The organism is uncultured Sphingomonas sp. (assembly GCF_964021865.1).
GTDB lineage: Bacteria > Pseudomonadota > Alphaproteobacteria > Sphingomonadales > Sphingomonadaceae > Sphingomonas.
Window position 1 is genome coordinate 12,413 of record NZ_CAXIAM010000004.1, and the last position, 21,833, is coordinate 34,245.

21 protein-coding genes are annotated in these 21,833 nt (G+C 68.9%); 9 read left to right on the forward strand and 12 right to left on the reverse strand.

Annotated elements, in window-relative coordinates; all coding sequences use genetic code 11:
- Positions 1-25: 25 nt before the first annotated feature.
- Positions 26-1,147 (forward strand): glycoside hydrolase family 43 protein, encoded by a 1,122-nt coding sequence (locus tag AADI75_RS01845; RefSeq protein ID WP_341207354.1) that lies wholly within the window; start codon positions 26-28, stop codon positions 1,145-1,147.
- A gap of 190 nt (positions 1,148-1,337) precedes the next feature.
- On the forward strand, positions 1,338-3,752 hold the full coding sequence (locus tag AADI75_RS01850; RefSeq protein ID WP_341207355.1) for a TonB-dependent receptor: 2,415 nt from the start codon (positions 1,338-1,340) through the stop codon (positions 3,750-3,752).
- 33 nt (positions 3,753-3,785) lie between these two features.
- Here AADI75_RS01850 and AADI75_RS01855 read toward each other — a convergent pair whose 3' ends face one another.
- Positions 3,786-5,057 carry a DUF2264 domain-containing protein gene (locus AADI75_RS01855; RefSeq protein WP_341207356.1) on the reverse strand — a complete coding sequence of 424 codons (1,272 nt, stop codon included), beginning with the start codon at positions 5,055-5,057 and terminating at the stop codon, positions 3,786-3,788.
- On the reverse strand, positions 5,057-5,989 hold the full coding sequence (locus AADI75_RS01860) for a DUF4861 family protein (protein ID WP_341207357.1): 933 nt from the start codon (positions 5,987-5,989) through the stop codon (positions 5,057-5,059). The genes AADI75_RS01855 and AADI75_RS01860 overlap by 1 nt, the downstream gene beginning before the upstream one ends.
- A gap of 114 nt (positions 5,990-6,103) precedes the next feature.
- Here AADI75_RS01860 and AADI75_RS01865 point away from each other — a divergent pair, with 114 nt between their 5' ends.
- From AADI75_RS01865 to kduD, 6 genes are all read left to right on the forward strand, one after another.
- Positions 6,104-6,826 (forward strand): FadR/GntR family transcriptional regulator, encoded by a 723-nt coding sequence (locus AADI75_RS01865; protein ID WP_341207358.1) that lies wholly within the window; start codon positions 6,104-6,106, stop codon positions 6,824-6,826.
- Between the two features lie 83 nt (positions 6,827-6,909).
- On the forward strand, positions 6,910-9,852 hold the full coding sequence (locus AADI75_RS01870; protein ID WP_341207359.1) for a TonB-dependent receptor: 2,943 nt from the start codon (positions 6,910-6,912) through the stop codon (positions 9,850-9,852).
- 60 nt (positions 9,853-9,912) lie between these two features.
- Positions 9,913-11,199 (forward strand): MFS transporter, encoded by a 1,287-nt coding sequence (locus AADI75_RS01875; RefSeq protein WP_341207360.1) that lies wholly within the window; start codon positions 9,913-9,915, stop codon positions 11,197-11,199.
- Positions 11,196-12,308 carry a glycoside hydrolase family 88 protein gene (locus AADI75_RS01880; protein ID WP_341207361.1) on the forward strand — a complete coding sequence of 371 codons (1,113 nt, stop codon included), beginning with the start codon at positions 11,196-11,198 and terminating at the stop codon, positions 12,306-12,308. Before AADI75_RS01875 ends, AADI75_RS01880 begins: the two co-directional genes overlap by 4 nt.
- Before the next feature lie 15 nt (positions 12,309-12,323).
- Positions 12,324-13,160: a 5-dehydro-4-deoxy-D-glucuronate isomerase gene (gene kduI / locus AADI75_RS01885; RefSeq protein WP_341207362.1), complete on the forward strand. Its 837-nt coding sequence runs from the start codon at positions 12,324-12,326 to the stop codon at positions 13,158-13,160.
- A complete protein-coding gene (gene kduD, locus AADI75_RS01890; protein WP_341207363.1) occupies positions 13,157-13,912 on the forward strand; it encodes a 2-dehydro-3-deoxy-D-gluconate 5-dehydrogenase KduD in 756 nt (251 codons plus the stop codon). The genes kduI and kduD overlap by 4 nt, the downstream gene beginning before the upstream one ends.
- 144 nt (positions 13,913-14,056) lie before the next feature.
- On the opposite strand, the gene AADI75_RS01895 is transcribed toward kduD, so the two are convergent.
- Positions 14,057-14,800 (reverse strand): dienelactone hydrolase family protein, encoded by a 744-nt coding sequence (locus AADI75_RS01895; protein ID WP_341207364.1) that lies wholly within the window; start codon positions 14,798-14,800, stop codon positions 14,057-14,059.
- A gap of 62 nt (positions 14,801-14,862) precedes the next feature.
- Between AADI75_RS01895 and AADI75_RS01900 the strand changes: the two genes are divergently transcribed.
- Complete coding sequence (locus AADI75_RS01900) at positions 14,863-15,237, forward strand: hypothetical protein (protein WP_341207365.1); 375 nt, start codon at positions 14,863-14,865, stop codon at positions 15,235-15,237.
- Between the two features lie 28 nt (positions 15,238-15,265).
- Here AADI75_RS01900 and AADI75_RS01905 read toward each other — a convergent pair whose 3' ends face one another.
- The 9 genes from AADI75_RS01905 to AADI75_RS01945 all read right to left on the reverse strand — a co-directional run bounded on the left by AADI75_RS01905 (position 15,266) and on the right by AADI75_RS01945 (position 21,832).
- Positions 15,266-16,216, reverse strand: a complete 951-nt coding sequence (locus AADI75_RS01905) for a hypothetical protein (protein ID WP_341207366.1) — start codon at positions 16,214-16,216, stop codon at positions 15,266-15,268.
- Positions 16,189-17,118, reverse strand: coding sequence for an Mbeg1-like protein (locus AADI75_RS01910; RefSeq protein ID WP_341207367.1), 930 nt, complete (start codon positions 17,116-17,118; stop codon positions 16,189-16,191). Before AADI75_RS01910 ends, AADI75_RS01905 begins: the two co-directional genes overlap by 28 nt.
- Positions 17,119-17,190: 72 nt before the next feature.
- The gene (locus tag AADI75_RS01915) at positions 17,191-17,832 is read right to left on the reverse strand and encodes a hypothetical protein (protein WP_341207368.1); all 642 of its coding nucleotides are present in this window, start codon (positions 17,830-17,832) and stop codon (positions 17,191-17,193) included.
- Positions 17,829-18,290 carry a hypothetical protein gene (locus AADI75_RS01920; RefSeq protein WP_341207369.1) on the reverse strand — a complete coding sequence of 154 codons (462 nt, stop codon included), beginning with the start codon at positions 18,288-18,290 and terminating at the stop codon, positions 17,829-17,831. Before AADI75_RS01920 ends, AADI75_RS01915 begins: the two co-directional genes overlap by 4 nt.
- Positions 18,287-19,612: a FliI/YscN family ATPase gene (locus tag AADI75_RS01925; protein WP_341207370.1), complete on the reverse strand. Its 1,326-nt coding sequence runs from the start codon at positions 19,610-19,612 to the stop codon at positions 18,287-18,289. Before AADI75_RS01925 ends, AADI75_RS01920 begins: the two co-directional genes overlap by 4 nt.
- Positions 19,602-20,222: a hypothetical protein gene (locus AADI75_RS01930; RefSeq protein WP_341207371.1), complete on the reverse strand. Its 621-nt coding sequence runs from the start codon at positions 20,220-20,222 to the stop codon at positions 19,602-19,604. The genes AADI75_RS01925 and AADI75_RS01930 overlap by 11 nt, the downstream gene beginning before the upstream one ends.
- Positions 20,219-20,686 carry a hypothetical protein gene (locus AADI75_RS01935; protein WP_341207372.1) on the reverse strand — a complete coding sequence of 156 codons (468 nt, stop codon included), beginning with the start codon at positions 20,684-20,686 and terminating at the stop codon, positions 20,219-20,221. Before AADI75_RS01935 ends, AADI75_RS01930 begins: the two co-directional genes overlap by 4 nt.
- A complete protein-coding gene (gene sctJ, locus AADI75_RS01940; RefSeq protein WP_341207373.1) occupies positions 20,683-21,420 on the reverse strand; it encodes a type III secretion inner membrane ring lipoprotein SctJ in 738 nt (245 codons plus the stop codon). The genes AADI75_RS01935 and sctJ overlap by 4 nt, the downstream gene beginning before the upstream one ends.
- A 13-nt stretch (positions 21,421-21,433) precedes the next feature.
- The gene (locus tag AADI75_RS01945) at positions 21,434-21,832 is read right to left on the reverse strand and encodes a hypothetical protein (protein WP_037488476.1); all 399 of its coding nucleotides are present in this window, start codon (positions 21,830-21,832) and stop codon (positions 21,434-21,436) included.
- Between the last annotated feature and the right edge of the window lies 1 nt (position 21,833).

Here is a 21,833-nt window from a genome sequence, read left to right on the forward strand (position 1 = left end):
TCCGACATAATCGGGAGAGAAATGGATGACCCTGTCTGAGGCCGGCCGTGCCGTCATGATTGCGGCGCTGCGCGCTGCCATGCTGGTGGCGGTCGCGTGCGTCGCGTTGCCCGTGGCCACCGCCGCCGCTGCTCCGCGCCCGCCCGAGGCGCCGTTGCTGTTGCCCGACATGCCGTTGCACGATCCGTGGATCGTCGCCGACCGCGCCACGCGCACCTATTGGCTGTTCACCCGCAACGAGCAGCGGCTGACCGGTGACCGGCGGCTGGGGATCATGGCCTATCGCAGCCGCGACCTGAAGCATTGGCAGCGGCCGGTGATGGTTTTCACGCTGCCCGAGGATAGCTGGGCGAACGACGGCGCTTGGGCGCCGGAGGTGCATCGCTGGAAGGGGCGGTGGTATCTGTTCTCGACCTTCTACAATGACGGGCTGAAGCTGCCCGAGCAGAACGGGCGTCAGCCGGTGCGCCGTTCGACCCTGCTCGCCTCGTCGGCGACGCTGGGCGGGCCGTACCGGCTGGAGCGCGGCGGCGCGCCGATCGTCGATGCCGCGCGGATGACGCTCGACGGCTCGCTGCACGTCGATCGCGCCGGCAAGCCGTGGATGGTCTATGCGCACGAATGGGTGCAGGTCGGCGACGGGACGATCGAGGCGGTGCCGCTCGACGACGCGCTCGCGGCGGCGGGGCCGCCGCAGTTGCTGTTCCGTGCCTCGGATGCACCCTGGGCGAAGCGCGCGGACCCCGCCGACGTGAAGGGCGGCAACGTCACCGACGGGCCGGAACTGTTCCGCACGCGCACCGGGACGTTGCTGATGCTGTGGTCGAGCTACGACCGGCGCGGCTATGTCCAGTCGCTCGCGCGGTCGAAGAGCGGCGAGGTTACCGGACCGTGGGAGCAATTGCCGCCGCTGGTGCGCGGCGACAGCGGGCACGGAATGCTGTTCCGCACCTTCGACGGCAAGCTGATGATGATCGTTCATCGCCCCTTCGAGAATGCGCGCGGCAAGCTGTACGCGATGCGCGACGAAGGCGACACCGTCGCGGTGGTGCGCGAGGCGACCGAGCTGGACGGCGAGACGCGCGTCGTGGAGACGAGCGCCGAGGACCGGGTGGCGGCGACGTCATCGGCGAAGCGGCGCCGCTAGACCTGTATCGCGAAGATGTCGCAGCCGATCGCCGGGGAAAAGAAAGAATAGGATAGGGAAAAAGGGCAGTCTTTTAACAGCTTATAAGGAGAGCTCCGGTAGGAGGGAGTGTCTGCGATCCGTCGCGCCTCCTGTTCCGGACCTTTCACCGATGCGCTTGTTTGCCCTTACTTCGGCGTCGATGTTGATCATGGCGGCGTCGTCTGCCGCCGCGGAGCCCGAAGCCGGCGCGCCGCAGTCCCCGGCCGGCAACGACGTGGTGACGACCGGGGTCGCCAAGGGGCGCGATCGTCTGGACAGCGCGACGTCCACCAGCGCGCTGCGCGAAGCGGAGATCGCGAAGCTGGCGCCGCGCTCTGTCGGCGAGCTGCTGCGCGACATTCCGGGCATCCTCGCCGAAGCGCCGAACGGCGAGAGTATCGCCAATATCACGATCCGCGGGCTGCCGCTGTCGTCGTCGGGCGCCAAGTTCGTCCAGCTTCAGGAAGACGGGCTGCCCGTCACCGAATTCGGCGACATCGTCGGGGCGAGCGCCGACAGCTTCATGCGCGTCGACCTGAACCTGTCGCAGGTCGAGGCGATCCGCGGCGGCTCGGCCTCCACCTTCGCCAGCAACTCGCCGGGCGGAATCATCAACTTCATCTCGAAGACCGGCGAGCGCGAGGGCGGAGCGGTGGCGCTGACCGCCGGGCTCGACTTCGATCAGTATCGCGCCGACTTCGATTACGGAAAGCGGCTGGGCGAGGACTGGCGCTTCCATGTCGGCGGCTTCTATCGCCAGGGCGAAGGCCCGCGCCGCATCGGCTTCGACGGCCAGCGCGGTGGGCAGGTGAAGGCCAATGTCACGCGCGAGTTCGCGGGCGGCTATATCCGCGTGTACGGCAAGTATCTCGACGATCGCTCGCCCTTCTATGACTCAGTGCCGCTGCGCGTGACCGGCACCGATGCCGATCCGAAGCTGAGTGCGGTCCCCGGCTTCGATCCCACCAAGGACACGCTGTCGACCCGCGCGCTGCAATCGGTGGTGCTGCTCGACGAGCAGAACCAGCCGATCCGCGAGGACATCCGCGATGGCCAGCACGTCAAGGAACGCGCGCTGGGGGTCGAGGGGCAATTCACGCTGTCCGACTGGACGATCACCGAGCGGTTCCGCGTCGCCGGGCGCTCGGGCGGGCTGATCGGGCCGTTCAGCAGCCAGATGCTGTCGCCGAGCGCGGCACTGGCGCGGCTGGGGGCGACCGGCGGCACGTTCCGCTACGCCAGCGGCGCGGCGGCCGGGCAGGCGATCGCCGATCCGACCGCGCTCAACGGCAATGGCCTGATCGCGATCTACAATATCCGCGACCGGCGGCAGGCCGATGTCGGCAACGTCACCAACGACGTGCGCGCCAGCCGCGTCTGGGACCTGGGCGGCGGCAGCCTGACGACCACCGCCGGCTTCTATGCCGCGCGCCAGCAGATCGACACCTCGATCCTGTACGGCGTCGCGGTGACCGAGGTGAAGGGCGGCGGGGACGCCGCGCTGCTCGACGTGTTCGACAGCGCCGGCCGCGCACGCACGCTGAACGGCATCTATGCCTACAACCCGCTGTCGGGGACGCAGCGCCGCACGCTGCGGCTGGCGTACAAGGTCAACGCCCCGTTCGCCTCGGCCAATTACCGGTTCAAGCGCGTGTCGATCGGGGGCAGCCTGCGCTACGATATCGGCAGCGCGAACGGGCAGGTCTATGGCGTCGAACTGGGGCAGGGCCGGGTCGGTCAGGTCGCGCGCGATATCGACGGCGATGGCGTGATCTCCGCGCCCGAGCAGCGCGTCGGCGTGACGCCGTCCGCCCCGGGCTTCGTCGATTACGACTATCGCTATCTGTCCTATTCGGCGGGCGTGAACTTCCGCATCGCCGAGCCGCTGGCGGTGTTCGCGCGCTACAGCCGCGGTGCGCGCGCCAACGCGGATCGCATCACGTTCGGCGCAGTGATCGACAATGCCACCGGCGCGCTCGCGATCCCGTCCGCCGCCTATGACCCGGTCAAGCAGGCCGAGCTGGGCGTGAAGTTCCGGCGCTCGAACCTGACGCTCAACCTGACCGGCTTCCACGTCGAGGCGCAGGATTCGAACATCAACACCTCGAACGGGGCGGTGATCGCGCGCGACTATCGCGCCAAGGGGCTGGAGTTCGAGGGCGGGTTCCGCGCCGGGCTGTTCAGCCTGAACGGCGGCGCCACCTTTACCGATGCGACGATCGTGCGCGACCGCGTGAATCCGGCGGTGGACGGCAACACGCCGCGCCATCAGGCGAGCCTGATCTTCCAGGCGACGCCGCAGATCAGCAACGATCGCTTCGCGGTCGGCGCGGTGTTCATCGGGACGACCGACAGCTATGCGCAGGACGTCAACCTGCTGCGGATGCCGGGCTATGTCACCACCAACGCCTTCGTGCAGGTGCGCCCGACCGAGCGGGTGCTGCTGTCGCTGAACGCCACCAACCTGTTCGACGCGGTCGCGCTGACCGGGATCGACGAGGATCGCATTCCGACCAGCGGCATCGTCCGCGGACGGCTGCTGACCGGGCGCGCGATCTCGACGACGCTGCGACTGGACTTCTGACACGCGAACGTCGGCCCGGGGCGGCGACGGCGATCAATAATCGACCGCGTAATCCTTGCGGAAATCCTGCCCGGCGAAGGCGCGGCGCATCGTCCACGGTTGCGGCGGGGCGGTCCAGTAAGCGTGATCGGCAGGCAAGCCGAGTGCGATCAGGCTTTCCGAGGCGATATACATGCTGCCGGCGTTGGAATAGACGTCGCCCAGCGTCGGCTGGTGCCGCGCGAAGCCGATCGTCAGGAAGCCGTCGGCGTTGAAGTTGCTCGGATCGGCGAACACGCGGCGCTGCGCCGCCATCGTCGCGGCGCGCACCTGACCGGGGGGCAAGGTTTCGGGCAATTGCCCGCGCCATGCCAGATGCCCGAGTGGCTGATGCACCGCGGTGCGATAGGTGAGCGAACGGCCGATCGCGGCATAGCTGCCGTCCGGCGCGATCATGCGTTCGAGATGCTCGGCATAGCGCTGCTCGCGCTTCACCGCCCGCGCCAGTTCCTCGGCGGGCTTCAGATTGTTGAAGCTCGGCTTTCCGGCCGCGAGCGTGGCGAGGATCTGCACCAGCATCGGATGGATGACGTAGCTGTTGTAATAATCGAAGTGGAAGCGCGCGCCGTCGCCGTACCAGCCGTCGCCGACATACCATTCGAGCATCTTCTTGACGGTCAGGTCGACGCGCATCGGATCCCAATCCTCGCCGATCGCGAACAGGAACGCCTCGTTCATCGCCGCGAACAGCAGCCAGTTCTGGTACGGCGGGGAGATGCGGCGGAGGCCCTTGATCTCCTCGACGATCCGCGCTTTCGTCTTGGCATCGAGCGGCTTCCACAGCGCGTCGGGGGCGCGCAGCAACGCGCTGGTGAAATAGGCGGAATCGACCAATGCCTGTCCGTGCCCGCGCCAGAGCAGATAGTCGGGGCTCTTCGGGTCGACCGCATGGGTGTAGCTTTCCAGCGCCTGCGTGCGCAGCCGCGCGCGAAGCCGCCCCTCTTCACCGGCGTCGTCGGGGAGCGCGAGCCACGGCGCGATCCCGTCGATCAGCCGCCCGAACGCCTCGAGATAGGCGACGCCGGGGTTGCGGCCGTCCCATGTCGGGCTGAGTTCGGGCGTCCATTCGGCGCGGAGGCGGCCGCGCGCCATGCGGCCGAGCACCGGCTCGGCCATCCGGCGCAGCAGCGCGAGCGCGTCGGCGCGGTCGGTCGCGCCATCGGGGAGCGGCGTTTCGGTGGCGCGTGTCTGCGCCTCGGCGGACGTCGTCGCGAGCGCGGATGTCGCCAGTCCGCCCGCCAGCACCGCGCGTCGATCCATCTGCATCACTCTTGCCCTGCCTTCGGTACCGTAAAATCGAGCGCCGCGCCTTTGGCGTAATCGTCCCATTGCGCGCGCGTGCGGAAATCGCCCTCGCCGTGGCTCCAGGCCGAGCCCGAATAATAGACGAACGGCGTGCCGGGCGTGACGCGCAGCAGCACCAACTGGTTCTCGGCATCGGCACGCACCTCGGCGATCATCCGGGGGTCAACGCGGATCGCAATCGCCATCCGGCCGTGGCCGGGATCGTCCGGCCCCCACCACGACAACAGCCCGTGCGCGCGATCGACGGTCAATTCGCCCGCGCCCTGCCCGGTGGTGCGCTTGCCGATGCCGACGCCGACCAGCAACGGCTCGGGGCGGTCGGAGGACAGGGTCGAGACCATGCGCGTGAAGTGGGTGCCGAGCGGCAGCGTGAAGCGTCGCGTTTCCCACACCTTGCGCACCGTATCGACCGGCCAGGGCGCGTAATCGACGGTGAAGTCGGCGCGGTCGCCGCCGCTGGCGAGAATGCGGTGGCGGACGAAGTTGCGCGACGTCCATAATTTGTTGTCGTGCCAGATGCCCAAGCCACCCGCGCCGCGCGTGGTGCCGACATTGTAGAAGTCGATCCCCTCGCCATGATAGGCGTGCTGGTCGCCGGTACGAAGCTGGCGATCGGCGAACGGCCAGCGGACGTTCTTGCCCCAGCTATCGATCCCGGAGCCCGACGGCGGCTCGGCCGCCTCCAGCGCATGGCCGTAGATGCGATGCGCGGTGCGGTCGTTCTCCCAGAGCAGATCGTCGTAGCGATAGTCGGCCAACAGGGCGACGGCGCGCGGCGTGCGATCGGGGGGCGGGGGCAGCGGGGCGGTCACCGGAAGCGGCGGGGTCTGCTGCGCTGCCGCCGGCGCGGCCAGCAGCAGCCATGCCGTCGCGATCATCCGCGGGCGTCGCATCGTCGGTTCCTCTCGCTTGCCGATGTTGTACGATAACCTAAGCGATCATATCTATTTTGCCAAGCTGGCGCTTTGCGCATGGGGCTTGGCGTCGGACCTTGATATAGAGCGGGAATGACCAAGACCATTTCGATGGCCGATGCCCTGTACATGAAGCTGGAGGCGAAAATCCGCTCGGGCGAGATGCCGCCCGGCGCGCGCCTGCCAACGCAAAAGGAGATCGCCGAGGACGAGCGGGTCAGCCGCACGGTGGTGCGCGAGGCGGTCGCGCGGCTGGAGGCGCATGGCATGGCGATCGCGCGGCAGGGGTCGGGCGTGTTCGTGTCCGACGACGCGCGGTATCAGGCGTTCCAGATCACGCGGCAGGACATGAGCGAGCTGGCCGACGTGATCCGGCTGCTCGAGGTGCGGCTGTCGGTCGAGTCGGAAATGGCGGCCTTTGCGGCGGCGCGGCGAACGCTGACCGACATTTCCGCGATGCGCGGGGCGCTCCGCGACATGGCCGAGGTCGCCGACGATCCTGTCGCCTCGGCGGCGGCGGATACGCGCTTCCACACCGCGATCGCGCGCGCGACGCAGAACGAGACCTTCGTCAAGCTGATCGACTTCCTCGGCGTGCGGCTGGTGCCGCCGCGCAACCTGTATCTGCGCGACCAGCCGCCGGAGGCGCAGCGCGCCTATGTCGAGAAGGTGCGTGCCGAGCATGAGGCGATCGTCGATGCGATCGTGCGCATGAATCCGGCGGGCGCGCGCGATGCCGCGCGGCACCACATGCAGGAGAGCCTGAGCCGCCATACCGAGCTGAGCGAGGCGGCGGGGCTGTCGCGCAGCGGATGATGCAAGCGCATTGACGTGATTGCAAAGTTGTATGATAACCCGATTCATAAGCCGCGATCAGCGGTGCAAGAGGAGGGGTTATCGTGGGCAGGTCGTTGTTCATCGGCATGGCGTCGGCGCATGCCATCGCATTGGCGCTGGCGGCGGCTCCCGCCGCAGCGCAGACCGAGCCGGCCGCGCCTGCTGCCCCCGCCGCCGGCGACCCGCAGGCACCCGCCGACGCGACCGGCGAGGACATCGTCGTCACGGGTTTCCGTCGCAGCCTTGCCGAAGCGCTGGAGCTGAAGCGCGAGGCGGTCGGGATCCGCGACTCGATCGTCGCGGAAGACATCGGCAAATTCCCCGAGGCGAACGTCGCGGATTCGATGCAGCGCATTCCGGGCGTGATCCTCAGCCGGGACGGCGGCGCCGGGACCAACGAAGGGCAGCGGGTGGCCATTCGTGGCCTCAGCTCCGACTTCGTGGTTACGACGCTGAACGGCGCGCCGGTGCGCACCACCTCGGCCGGGAGCGTCGGCAGTTCGAGCCGAGCGTTCAACTATGACGTCTTTCCGTCCGAACTGTTCGGCCGCGTCGACGTCTACAAGTCGCCGCTCGCCAATCTCGAAGAGGGCGGGATCGGCGGCAACGTCGACCTGCAGACGCCGCGCCCGTTCGACAGCAAGGACCGCGTGTTCCGCTATACCGCGCAATATAGCTACAACGACCAGTCGGAAAAATGGCGCCCGCGCGGCTCGTTGATCGTCAGCGACCACTGGGGAAATTTCGGCGTCCTGTTCGGTGCCGCCTATGCCAAGACCGTCAACGAACGGTCGGGTTTCCAGTCGACCGGCGGCTATAATTCGTCGGCGCTCGGGCGGCGCCCGTATTACGGCTCGGTGCCGTCGAACACGAGCGGCCCGTTCCAGTTCGAGCTGAACCTCGACAGCCCGCTCGCGAACCTCGGCAATCTGACGCGTGCGCAGGTCGCCAACGCGCTGCTGCCGCGCTTCTACCGCGTTTATACCTCGAACACCGAGCGCGAGCGGATGGGCTTCGTCGGGTCGGTGCAATACAAGAGTGACCGGTTCGAGGCGAGCATCGACGGTATCTATTCCAAGCTGACCGATCAGATGGACGAGTTCACGTTCGGCGTTCCGGTGCGCAACTCGCGCACCGCGCCGGGCACGACGGCGATCCCGGGCACCGGCACCAATTCCGGGATCATCCCGCTCGACGTGAAGATCGACCAGTACAACAATCTGTACGGCACCTTCGGCAACACGAGCATCATCGGCGAGAGCTTCTTCCGCGATTTCGAGACGAAGTTCTCCTACGGCGTGGCGCGTGCGAAATATGACTTCAGCGACCGGGTTACGTTGCAGGCGCAGGGCAGCATCTCCAAGAGCCGCGCCTGGCAATCGGGCAACCGCATCGTATCGAACATCTACGGGATCACGACGACGTACGATCCGACCGTCAACGTCTCCTATCCGACGATCACGTCCCCGACCTCGTTCACCGATCCCGCCAATTTCCGCGATCCGACGCTCGGCTTCTCGATCCAGCGGGAGGACGATACGGTGAAGAGCCTGCGCTCGGTGCTCGACTGGACGGTGGTCGACACCGGCGACAGCAGCATGGCGTTCAAGGTGGGCGGCAGCTACGTGTCCAGCCTGAAGAGCCGGACCGCGCAGGACGGATCGTCGATCGCGCGCGCGGCGACGCTGCCGAACGGCGGCACCTTCGCCTCCAGCGGCAATGGCGTGTTCCAGTACATGGACCCGTTCCTGCAATACGGCACGCTGAACAACGGCGGGAATTCGGGCTACCCCTCCAATTTCGCGACCTTCTCGCGCGATTTCGTGATGGGCACGTTGGGGGCGAACGACGCCAACCGGCAGGCGGCGCGCCAGCTCAACGCCACCTATGAAGCCGAGGAGCGCGTCAAGTCGGCGTTCCTGGAGACGTCGTTCAAGCTGACGATCGGCGGGCACGAATTGCGCGGCGATGCCGGCATCCGTTATTCGGATACCGAGACGATCATCAACAATTACACCAATCTGGGCGGCGTGTTCACGCCCAACCGGCGTAATGGCGGCTACCAGAACTGGTTGCCGTCGGCGAGCCTCGCCTTCGATATCACGCCCAAGCTGCTGCTGCGCGGTTCGATCGGCAATACGGTGACGCGCGGCGCGCTGAACGACATTGCCGGCAGCATCGTCGTGCCGAACGTGTTCAACAATGCGGTGACGGTCGGCAATCCGGACCTGCGCCCGCAGGTCGCGACCACCTACGACGCGGTGCTGGAATGGTATTTCGCGCCCGCCGCGCTGGTGAGCGTCGGGCTGTTCGAAAAGGACATTACCGACCAGCCGGTCGCGGTGACCGAGGACGTGCCGTTCGCCGCGGCCGGCCTCGACCCCAGCTATTTTAGCTGCGCGGCGTTCGGCGGGCCGACCGGCACCTGCACGTTGGCGCAGGTCAACGCGCTGACCAACAACAACCCGCGCATCCTGCGGACCATCGTGCAGAACGCCGGCCAGTTGAAGCTGCGCGGGCTGGAAGCGGCGTATCAGCAGAATTTCACATTCCTGCCCAAGCCGTTCGACGGCCTGGGCCTGACCAGCAGCTTCACGCTGATCGACCAGCAGCAGAAGGGCATCGACTATAATTTCGTGCTGACCAACGGCAGCGTCGTCGCGCTGCAGAGCGTGCCGAAATATACGTACAGCATCACCGGCTTCTACGAGAAGGGGCCGTTCTCGCTGCGCGGATCGTACAACTATCGCTCGAAGACCGGCGGTGCACAGCGCAACACCGCAAACGACGAGATCTCGTATTTCGCGGCACAGGGCTATCTCGACGCGACCGTCGCGTTCAAGATCAACGATTACATCGAGTTGCGTGTCGACGCGCTGAACATCACCAACGAAAATACCTACACCTTCTACGAAAACCCTTCGAGGTCGGTCGGAGAGACGCACCGCGACAATTCCTACTTCAACGGGCGGACCTTCTCGGTAGGCGTCCGCGGCAAGTTCTAAGACGTCCCCCACCTGGGCGCGCGGCGGTGTCGCGCGCCCTTTCTTTCCGGAGCGCCCGACATGCCGGACATCGCCGCCGCGCCGCCGACCGGGCGCTATCGCTGGACGATCTGCGCGTTGCTGTTCGCGGCGACCGCGATCAACTATATCGACCGGCAGATGATCGGCGTGCTCAAGCCAGTGCTCCAGAAGGATCTGGGGTGGAGCGAGGCGCAATATGCCGACATCGTCTTCTGGTTTCAGGCCGCCTATGCCGCCGGCTTCCTGATAATGGGGCGGTTGATCGACCGGTTCGGCGCGCGGCTCGGCTATGCGCTCGCTTTCTCCTTCTGGACGCTGGCGCATGTCGCGCACGGGCTGGTGAGCAGTGTCGCGCAATTCGGCGCGGCACGGTTCGCGCTGGGGCTGGGCGAGGCGGGCAATTTCCCGTCCGGGCTGAAGGCGGTGACCGAATGGTTTCCGCAGCGCGAGCGCGCGTTCGCGGTCGGGTTGTTCAACGCCGGGGCGAATGTCGGCGCGATCGCGACGCCGCTGCTCGTGCCCGCGATCACGCTCGCTTATGGCTGGCGGATGGCGTTTATCGCGACCGGCGCGTTCAGTGTGCTGTGGCTGATCGCGTGGGTGGCGATCTATCGCCGGCCCGAGGAGCACCCGCGCGTCACGCCGGGCGAGCTGGCGCTGATCCGCAGCGATCCCGCGCCCGCGGTGCAGCGCGTCCCGTGGCTGCGGCTGTTCGCGTATCGCGAGACCTGGGCCTATGCGGTGCCGAAGTTCCTGACCGATCCGATCTGGTGGATGTTCCTGTTCTGGCTGCCCGACTTCCTCGGCAAGCGTTACGGGCTGGACCTCAAGTCGTTCGGGCCGCCGCTGGTGGCGATCTATCTGCTGTCGGACGCGGGCAGCGTGCTGGGAGGCTGGACCTCGTCGCGGCTGCTGCGGCGCGGCTGGTCGGCGAATGCCGCGCGCAAGGCGACGATGCTGGGGTGCGCGATCGCGGTACTGCCGATCGTCACCGTCCAATATGTCGACCACCTGTGGGTCGCGGTCGCGCTGATCGGACTGGCGACCGCGGCGCATCAGGCGTTTTCCGCCAATCTGCTGACGCTGCCGTCCGACCTGTTCCCGCGCGCAGCGGTCGGATCGGTGGTGGGGATCGGCGGCACGGCGGGCGCGATCGGCGGGATGCTGATCGCCAAGTTCGTCGGTCATGTGCTTGGCATTTCAGGCAGCTATGCGCCGATCTTCGCGGTGGCGGGGGGTGCCTATCTGCTGGCATTGCTGTCGCTGCACGTCATCAGCCCCCGGCTCGCCCCCGCCCGTTTCGCTTCCCTGGAGAGTGCCGCATGATCCTTCGACACCTTACCCTTGTCGCCAGTATTGCGGCGGTCGCTGCGGCTGCGGCGGCACAGCAACAGGGACCGGTCGCGCAGGCGGTGAAGCTGGCCGACTGGCAGCTTTCGCACATGGACGTGAACCCGCGCAGCGGCGACATGCGCGCCTGGGAGCCGGCGGTGTTCTGGGCCGGGATGACCGCGCTGGCCGATGCGGGCGCGCCGCCGCGGATCAAGGACGCGATCATGGCGATGGGGCGCGCGAACGGCTGGCGCGCGGGCGAGAAACCCTATTTCGCGGACGATCATGCGATCGTGCAAAGCTATCTGTGGGCCGCCGCGCATGGCGGGCCACCGCAGGCGCTGGCCAGCGCCAAGGCGACGTTCGACCGGGTGGTGGACAAGCCCGCGGTCACGACGCTCGCCTTCGCGGTGCCGCCGGAGGGCTACGGCGCGACCGAATGCCTGACGCGCTGGTGCTGGTGCGACGCCTTGTTCATGGCACCGCCCGCTCTGGTCGAACTCAGCCGCCAGACCGGCGATCCGAAGTACCGCGACTTCGCGCTGAAGGAATTCTGGGCGACGACCGATTTCCTGCTCGATCCGGTCGAACGGCTTTACTATCGCGACAGCCGCTTCTTCGAGCGCCGCGATGCGCAGCACCGCAAGCAATTCTGGGCGCGCGGCAACGGCTGGGTGTTCGCGGGCATGGCGCGGATCATCCCGCTGCTGCCGAAGAACAGCCCCGATCGCGTGCGGATGGAGGGGCTGTTCCGCAGCATGGCGGCGAAGCTGAAGGCGGTGCAGAAGCCCGACGGCTATTGGGCGCCGTCGCTGCTCGCCCCCGAGGGCTCGCCGCCGGAGTCGAGCGGCACCGCGTTCTTCACCTATGGCATGGCGTGGGGCGTCAACGCCGGAGTGCTGCCGCGCGCCGATTATGCCCCGGTCGCGACGCGCGGCTGGGCGGCGCTGGAGCGCGCGATCCAGCCCGACGGGCGGCTCGGCTGGGTGCAGCAGGTCAGCGACCGGCCCGACAAGGTCGCCGCGCAAGAGACGCAATATTACGGCGTGGGGGCGTTCCTGCTGGCGGCGACGCAGATCGCGCAGCTCGACCGCACCCGCTGAACAGGAGCAACGACCGTGTACGCCAAGACCTATTACGCCACCCACCCCGACATGATGGAGGGCGCCTCCAACCAGGCGCTGCGCGACCGCTACTTGGTCGGCGGGCTGTTCCGCGACGGCGAGATCGTGCTGACCTATTCGCATGGCGAGCGCTTCATCATCGGCGGTGCGGTGCCCGGCGCGGCGACGCTGGCGCTGCCGACGCACAGCGAGCCGGAAAGCGCGACGGGGCATCCGTTGCTCGAACGCCGCGAGCTGGGGGTGGTCAATATCGGGCGCGGCACCGGGAGCGTGACGGTCGACGGGCAGGTGTTCGAGCTGGCGCGCTACGAGGCGTTGTACGTGCCGATGGGGTCGTCGGAGGTGACGTTTGCGGGCGAGGGGGCGCGCTTCTATCTGCTCAGCGTGCCCGCGCACGCGCCGTTCCCGTTGCGCAAGGTGACGCTGGATGATGCCAATCCGATGCAGCGCGGCAGTCTGGAGACGTCGAACGACCGTACCATCTACCAATTGGTGTTGCCGCATCTGTGCGCCAGCGCGTCGCTGTGCCTGGGGCTGACGCAGCTCAAGCCCGGATCGGTGTGGAACACGATGCCGCCGCACGTCCATGAGCGGCGCAGCGAGATCTATCTCTATTTTGATCTGGAGGACGACAATCGCGTCTTCCACTATATGGGGCGGCCCGACGACCTGCGGCATATCGTCGTCGATAACGAGGAGGTCGTCATCAGTCCGCCGTGGTCGGTGCACATGGGCGCGGGGACCAGCAACTACACCTTCATCTGGGCGATGGCGGGCGAGAACCAGGATTATAACGATATGGACGTATGCGACATATGTCAGCTGCGGTGAGCCATCCGTTCGACCTGAGTGGTCGGGTCGCGATCGTCACCGGCGCGAACACCGGGATCGGGCAGGCGATCGCGGTGGCGCTGGCGCAGGCGGGGGCGGATGTTGCGTGCGTCGGGCGCACCGCGGCGGAGGAGACGGCGGCGCAAATCCGCGCGCTGGGGCGGCGTGCGGCGGTGATCCATGCCGATCTTTCCACGATCGAACCGGTCGCGCGTGTGGTGGCGGAAACGCTCGATGCTTTGGGGCGGCTCGACATCCTCGTCAACAATGCCGGGATCATCCGCCGCGCCGATGCGGTCGACTTCAGCGAGGAAGACTGGGATGCGGTGATCGACACCAATCTAAAGGCGGTGTTCTTCCTGTGTCAGGCGGCCGGCCGGCACATGATCGCCGCCGGGGGCGGGCGGATCATCAACATCGCCTCAATGCTGACCTTTCAGGGCGGCATCCGCGTGCCGAGCTATACCGCCGCCAAGAGCGGGGTCGGCGGACTGACCAAGCTGCTCGCCAACGAATGGGCGAAGCACAAGGTGACGGTCAACGCGATCGCGCCGGGCTATATCGCGACCAGCAATACGGCGGCGTTGCAGGCTGATCCCGAGCGCAACCGCGCGATTGTGGAGCGGATTCCGGCGGGGCGCTGGGGTGCGCCGGGGGATCTGGGCGGGGCGGCGGTGTTCCTCGCCTCCGACGCGGCGGCCTATGTGCAGGGGCATGTGCTGGCGGTCGATGGAGGGTGGCTGGCGCGGTAGTCGGCCTCCTATGGATGGAGCGTGCGCCGGGCGGCCGTTTATTCGTCATTGCGAGCGTAGCGAAGCAATCCAGGGTGTTCTGGTCCGGCCCTGGATTGCTTCGCTGCGCTCGCAATGACGCGGGGAGGTTCGCAACTGGGTGTCTTACCCGATCGTGCGGCGGAAGAAGGCGAGCGTCTGCTGCATCGCCTGCAGGAACAGCGCGGGGTCGTAGCGCGGGCCTTCGTCGCGCAGGAAGGCGTGCTGCGCGTTCCATTCGTGCCATTCGTAGGACGCACCGACCGCCTCCAGCCGCGCGCGGATCGCCGCGCGGCCGTCGAGCGGGACGTGTGGGTCCTGCCGGCCCCAGACGAGCATCAGTTCGGCCTTCAGCTCCGCCAGTCGTGAGAGGGTGTCGTCGCTGCGGCCTTCGCCGAGCGTGCCCGAGTGGATGTCGGTCGGGTAGAAGCACGCCGAAGCCGCGACGCGCGGGTCGAGCGCGGCGCGGCACGCGAGATGCCCGCCCAGACAGACGCCGAACGTCGCCAGCCTGCCTGTGCACGCGGGATGCGCCGCCAGCGCGCCGATCGCGGCGGTGGCGTCGGCGTCGAAGGACGCGACCGGCTTGGTGATCTTCAGCGCGTTGCCGCGTTCGGTCCCCGTGGTATCATAGGCAAGCACCGTGCCGGCGGGCTCATATTCATGGTAGACCTCGGGGACGGCGACGACATAGCCGTTGCCGGCCAGCATCGCCGCCAGTCGCCGGATCGGCGCGGTAACCTGATAGATTTCCGAATAGAGCAGCACCCCCGGGAAACGCCCCTCGGCAATCGGACGGAAGAGGTGCATCCGCATCGTCCCGCTGCCCGGCACGTCGACGTCGACGGTTTCATCGCTGCGCAGGATCATGGAGCAATTATCCTATTTGTTCTTGAAACTATTATGAAAGCACTATCGTGTAATCGGGCGGCATGGCACCACCCACGTTCCATATCGAAGCCGACGCGCCGGGAGAATTCCTGAAGCTGACGCTGACCGGCGACTGGGATGCGGAGATCACCGCGCGCTTCGCCGCGGAGGTCGGGGCGACGCTGCGGCGGATGGTGACCGAGGGGACACGCCACGGTCAGTTGCGCACGTTGATCGACATGAAGCGCAAGAACGTCGTGCCGCAGACCGTCGCTGCCGAGTTCGCGAAAATGGTGCGCCCGGATTCGCCGTCGAAGCGGATCGCGCTGGTGTTCTCGGGCGCGCTGCACCGCATGCAGGCGAAGAGGATCGCCGACGAACGCTGCGCGCTGTTCGAGAGCGTCGAGGAGGCACGAGCGTGGCTGTTCGCGGATTGAAGCCGGTCGCGGCGGGACGCCCTTCGTCCTAGCGCGACGGCTTGGTCAGCGTTTCCACCACGGCGCGCGGCGGCGGTGTCGCGCCGGCCTTGGCAAGCGCGGCGGGGGGCCAGCGCTGTTCGCGGATCGCCGCCTTCACGTCGGCGGGGGCGGGCGGGGGCCACGGGGCACCGCTTGCGCGCAATTTCGCCTCGAGCCGCTGCCGTGCGGCCTCCTCGTCGGGGGACGACAGCTTCAGCGGTTGCGCGATGCCGTAGGCGGGCAGCGCGCCGCCCGCGCCGACCGCCCACGGGTTCGCGCCCGCTTCGATCAGCACCTCGGCGACCTGCATCGAGTCCATGTCGACCGCGTCCTGCAACGGGCCGCTACCGGTGGGGTCGATCCGGTCGAGCTTCGCCTTGTGCGCGATCAGCAGCCTGGCGGCGGCGGGATCGGCAACGCGCGCGGCGGTGCGCAGCGGCCAGACCACATCCTCGCCCTGCGGATCGGGGCTGGCACCGGCGGCGAGCAGAGCGCGCATCGCGTCCAGATCATGCGCGTCGATCGCGGTGTCGAGCGGCAGGCCGGGGATGGCGCCATCGGGTTTCGCGCCAAGCTGGAGCAGCGCGTCGCGCATCGCCGGGTCACAGCGCGCGACGGCGAACGACAGCAGGTCGCCGGCCTGGCCGTCGGGCCGGAAATCGGGGTAGCGGGCAGGCGGGACGTGGGTGGTGAGCACGGCAGGGTCGGCCTGCACCAGCGCGCGGACCCTGGCGACATCGCCCGCGAACACCGCGGCGGCGATGTCGCGCCCCGACTGGCCGTTGGTGACCGCCTTGAGGATCAGTCGTTCGTCGAACTTCATCGTCGCGCCGCGTCCCTTGCATCCCTGCGCCGCCGCGGGGGCGGGGCGCGAACAGGCCGTCGCCGGCACCACGATAGCCAGCGCCGTGGCAAGGGTCAGCCAGCGCGTCAGCGTGGCAGGCTCGACAGCACCCAATCCATGCTGTGCCGGTCGATCGGCAGCATCGGGCTGAGATTGCGTTCGAACCAATTCAACCCCTCCGGCGCGACGGCCTCCATCTCATGCCGCGTACCATAGGCTTCGGGCAGGTCCAACAACACCGCGCCCGCCGCCGCGCCGCCCGGCCCGCCGGTCAGGATGCCGCCCAGCACGCCGCCGATCACGCGGTCGCCGCCGTCCTGGATGCCCGACAGGATCTCGCCGTCGACATACCACGCCTGCACCGACGCCGGCGTGGCCGTGCCGTTGGTGGCGCGGATCGCATCGGCCTGCGCGATCGTGGCGTCGTGAAGGCCCGACGCGTTGAACGTGTCGGCGGGTCGCCCGCCGGCGATCGCCGCGGCCGAGGCGAGCCCGCCACCGAGCGAGTGCCCGGTGAACGACACCTGATCCGCCAGTTCGGAACGCCCGATACGCTCACCGATCAACAGCGCGGCGCGATAATGCGCGGATTCGGCACCGAATGCCTGTTGCGCATTGGTCGTCCAGTCGGCGAGGCTTTCGAAGCGTGTCCCGCGCATCGCGATCACGTAGCGCGTATCGTCGCCGCTGCCCTCGGCATAGACGCGGGCGCGGAAATCGCCGGCTTGCAGCACCGAGGGATCGAGGTTCAGCTCGCGCAGTTCCGCTTCGCTGGCCACGCGATAGCCGGCGGGCGGGGCGGCGGTGTCGTTGTAGACGTCCTGCGCGAGCAAGGCGTGCGCGCGGAGTTCGGCGGGATCCTGTGACGAGGGCGCGGCGGGGCTGGCGAGCATCCGGGCCGCGGTGGTTGCCAGCGGTGCGATCGTCCCGAGCGTCGTCGGCGGAAGCGGGAGCGATGGGAGCGGCGTGGTCGCGCGGGATGTGGAACTTAGCGCGTTGGCCTGGCCGATCTGCATTGTCACCTCCCTGATCGTGGGGGCGACGATAGGGTTCGGCGGCGAGGTTGGCTCTAATCGAAACGGTTAGGTTCAGTCCGCCACCGCGAGCGCGCCGACGCCGATGCCGGCGTCGTGCAGATGGCGCGCGAGGCCTGGGAGGCGATCGGCGTAGTCGGCCGAGCCGTTTGCTACCTCCAACGAAATGTCGAGCGTTCCTGCGGCGTTGCGGACGAGTCGCGCGCCGGTCGCCGGCCAGGCGTCTTTCCCGAAGCGAACCGAGACTTCGCGCGCGCCCTTGCCGTTCTCGCGCGTCCACAGGTCCGCAAGCATCTGCGCGAAGGCGCTGGGATCGACATGCGGGGCGGGCATCGTGGGTATCCCGACGACCGGCGCGGCGAGCTGCCCGGAAAAGGATTGGCCGCCCGACTGGCCGCCGGTATCGCGTTCCTCCTCGCGGTGGACGGCGTGGCGATCGTCGGTGGGCAGCGCGGCGGTGCGCTCGCGGGTTTCGCCGGTCGCGGTGCCGGTGGGGGTGCGCGGGGCGTCCTTGCCGGTGCCGGTTTTCGCCGGCGCAGGGCGCGGTGCGGTGCCGTCCGGTTGCATCTTCGCGCGCGCACGGGCGAACGCGTCACCCATTGCGCGCACGTCGTCGGCGCGCGGTTCCTGTCCGGGACGCTGTTGCGGCTCTGCGGCGCGGGTCGGGGTGCTGCGGGTCGCGGAGACGCTGGTCATTTAAACCTCCTGGTATCCTCGCTGTCGCGTTGCTGGCGCTCGTCGCTGCGTAGATGCGCACGGCGGCGGAGCGTTGCGGTGCGCTCGGCCAGCAGGTCGTGGCGTGCGCGGGCGACGATCGCGGCACGTCGGCGCGCCTGTTCTTGCGCTTCGGCGGCTTGGCGGGCCGCGTCGGCATCGTTTCGAGTTTGATCGGCGACCGAGCGGCGAAAGAGCGCCGCGTCGAGCACCGCCAGCCGGCGTTCGGCCTCGGCCGGATCGGCGGCGAGCGCCGCGTGCGCCTCGGCCTGCGCCTGCGCGGCGGTGGCGGCAGCGTCGGCGGCGCGGCGCGCGGCGTCCTGTGCCGCGTCGGCTTGCGCGCGCGCCTCGGCCAGCGCGCGGGCGGCGGCCTGTAGGCGGACCTGCCGCAGCCGCAGCAGCTGAGTCGCCTGACGACGCGCATCGCTCGCGCGGCTCATCCGCCGATCGCCCGCAGGCGGAACAGGCTGGTGTCGAGCGGCTCGTTGCGGTTCGGGGGCTGGCGGAGCAGCGCGTCGATCTCCGGCCGTGCCGCGATCGCCTGATCGGCGAGCGGGTCGGTGCCGGGCTTGTATTCGCCGACCTGCACGAGGAATTCGATCTCGGCATGTTTCGCGAGCAAGGCGCGGACGCGCGTGGCGGCGGCGCGGTGATCGGGGGTGGCCAGCCGCGGGAAGAGGCGGGAGAGGCTGCCGAGCACGTCGATCGCGGGATAATGGCCCGCCGCGCCCAGCTTGCGCGACAGCAGGATGTGGCCGTCGAGAATCGAGCGCACTTCCTCGCCGACCGGATCGCCCTCGTCCTCATCCTCGAGCAGCACGGTGTAGATCGCGGTGATCGAGCCGGTCTCGTCGGTGCCGGCGCGCTCGAACAGCCGCGGCAGCTCGGCGAAGACCGAGGGCGGGAAGCCGCGGCGCACCGCCGGCTCGCCCGCCGCCAGCCCGATCTCGCGCAAGGCGCGCGCGAAGCGGGTAACCGAGTCCATCAGCAGCAGGACGTCGCGGCCCTGTTCGCGAAACCCCTCAGCGATCGCGGTCGCCTGATAGGCGGCGCGCACGCGCTCCATCGCGGCGCGATCGGAGGTGGCGCAGACGATCACCGCGCGCGCCAGCCCGTCCGGCCCCAGCGCATCCTCGATGAACTCGCGGACCTCGCGTCCACGCTCGCCGATCAGCGCGATGACGATGACGTCGGCGGCGGCGAAGCGCGCGATCGAGCCGAGCAGCGTCGACTTGCCGCCGCCCGCCGCGGCGAACACGCCCATGCGCTGCCCGCGGCCGAGCGTGAGCAAGGTGTCGATCGCGCGCACGCCGGTCGGGAGCGTCGCATCGATCAGCCGGCGGCGCATCGGATTGGGGGCGGGGGCGTGGAGCGCGCGACGCGGCAGGCCGGCGGGCAGTGGGCCGTGATCGTCGATCGGGGTGCCGCGCGCGTCGAGCACGCGGCCGAGCAGCGCGTCGCCATAAGCCACCCGATCGTCGCCGCTGCGCACGATCACCTCGGCATCGACCGACAGCCCGCGAACGTCGCCCAGCGGGGTGAGCACGGTGGCGTTGCCGGCGATCCCGACGACCTCGACGGGCACGACATGGCCGGTGCCGGGTTCGACCACCTCACACGCTTCGCCGATCCGCGCGGCGATCCCAGTGACCTTGAGCGTGGTGCCAAGGATCTCGACGATCCGTCCGCGCCGGTCGAGCGTCCGTGCGCCGTCCAGCCCGGCGATCAGCCGGTCGACCAGCGCGGCATCGTCACGCAGCATCGCCGGCCCCGTTCTGCAATCCCCAGGCGGCGGCAATCTGCGCGAGTTGCACGTCGAGCCCGGCGCGCGCGCGGCCGAGCGGGGTTTCGATCACGCACTCGGTCGCGTCGAGCGTGGTGTCGGTGACGACCCGCAATCCTGCGGCGTGCGCGAGCCGCGCTTCGGTCGCAGCGACGGCGGGGGGTGCGATGCGAATTGTGGTCTCGGCAGGGGCGGCGACCGCCTCGGCGGCGCGGGCGGCGAGCGCGGCGACGGTGTGGGCGGGGCCGATCTCGCCCGCGATGCGGCGGACGACCTCGAGCGCGAGCCGTGCGATCTCTTGCGCGCGACCGGCGTCGCGTGCCTGATCGCGTGCGGCGATCTCGGCGAGCAATGCCGCGCCGGCGGCTTCGCCTGCCGCACGGCCGTCGCGATAGCCGGCGGCGTGGCCCTCGGCATGGCCCTGCGCGGTGGCGGCGTCGACCGCGGCGGCGCGGGTGTCGTGCAGGTCACGCGCGTGGGCGAGCAGCGCGAGCGCATCGCGCAACGGTGCGATGTCGCCGGCGCGGACGAGCGGATCGTCGGCGAGCAGCGTCGCGAAGCGATCGACGGCAAGAATCGTGTAGCTCATGCCGCGGCCACCAGCGCGCGCGCCTCGGAGGCGGTGAGCGCGAGCGGGAAATCGGGGGCGGGGGGCAGGATGCTGCGCAGCCCGAGCGGGAGCGCGCGGCGCAGAATTGCGTGGCCGAGTGGGGCGAGCGCCTCCGCCTCGACCCAGGCGCATTGCGGCAGCCCGGTATCGGCGTGCGCGATGGCATGATCGATCGCGGCGCTGCCCGCCACCTCGGCGAGCGTGCCGAGCCACGCGCCGTCGATCGAGCGCGCGAGTTCGTCGGCGAGCGCCAAAGCAGCGACGCGGCGCGCGAGCGTGTCACGCGTGCCCTCGTCCCGGCGCAGCCAGTCGGGGACCAACGCGAGTTCCTCCCACCGGACCGCGGGGGCATTGGGCTCGGTGAGCGCACGCTTGCGCGGGGCCGCGACGCCGCCGAGGTCACGGCCGAGCGCGGCGAGCGCGGCGCGGGCGGACGCGCTCATGGCCGCACCTGCGGCACGATCGCGCGCCGCCGCTGGTTCCAGCGCCGGAACGCCGGATAGCCGAGCAACGCGGCGACGAGCAGGAGCAGCGCGACGATCCCGCCGATCACCGTCGCGGACACGCCGCTCTCGGCCCGCTGCGGCGCGACCAGCCGCATCGGTTCGGCGGGGAAGGTCTCGACCGTGACGCGCTCGTACTTCAGTCCCTCGACCGCATTGACGACCAGCGCCTTGATCTTCCCGATCTGCTGATCGATCGCGGTGCCGGAGCGGTATTTGACGAACACCGACGCCGAGGCGGGCGGCGGCGTCTCTGCCAGCGGTTGCGCCTCGGGCAGCGCAAGGTGGACGCGGGCGGCGACCACGCCGTCGATCTGGGTGATCGTCTGCTGGAGTTCCTGCTGCATCCCGAAGGTCAGCCGGGCGCGCTCCTCGGTCGGCGAAGACAGCACGCCCTTCTTGGGGAAGAGCGTGCCGAGCGACTGGAATTCCTCACGCGGATAGCCCTGCGCATGGAGCAGCTCGATCGCGCGCGGGAAATCGCCTTTCGCGGTCGAGATCTTCCACTGGTTCTCGCCGGCCTCTTCCTTGTCGGCGGTGATCCCGGCGCTTTGCAGCACCGCGACCATCTCATTGGCCTGCGGCTCGGTAAGCTTGGAATACAGCTCCGCACGCCCGCACGCCGCAAGCAGCAGCAAGGCGCCGATCGCGGCGAGCGGGGGGGCGCGCATCATCATAATTCCCGGGTCACGATTGCTGGCGGAACAGCTGCTGGATGCCGTCCGACGTGCGGTTCGCGATCGAGGACGACAATTGGCAGTGGAACATGAATTCGTGGCATTTCATCGTCAGGTTGACGACCTCGCCCGGCGTCATGTCCGCGCCACCCGCCTGCGCGGCGCGCGCGATCTCGCCGACCGACTTCGCCTCGCCGTTCACCTTCTCGATCTGCCCCAGCATCGCCTTCATCGCCGGGGCGAGCGCGTCCGGGCTGCCGACCGACATCGCCGGTTGGACGCCCGCGGCGCCGAGCGCGCCCTGAAAGCCGGTCATATCGGCCAGGCTTGCGCCCGGCCCCATCTGGCTGACGCCGGGCGTGTCGACCGACACGCCCATGCCGCCCGCCGCGATCGGATCGATCGTCATT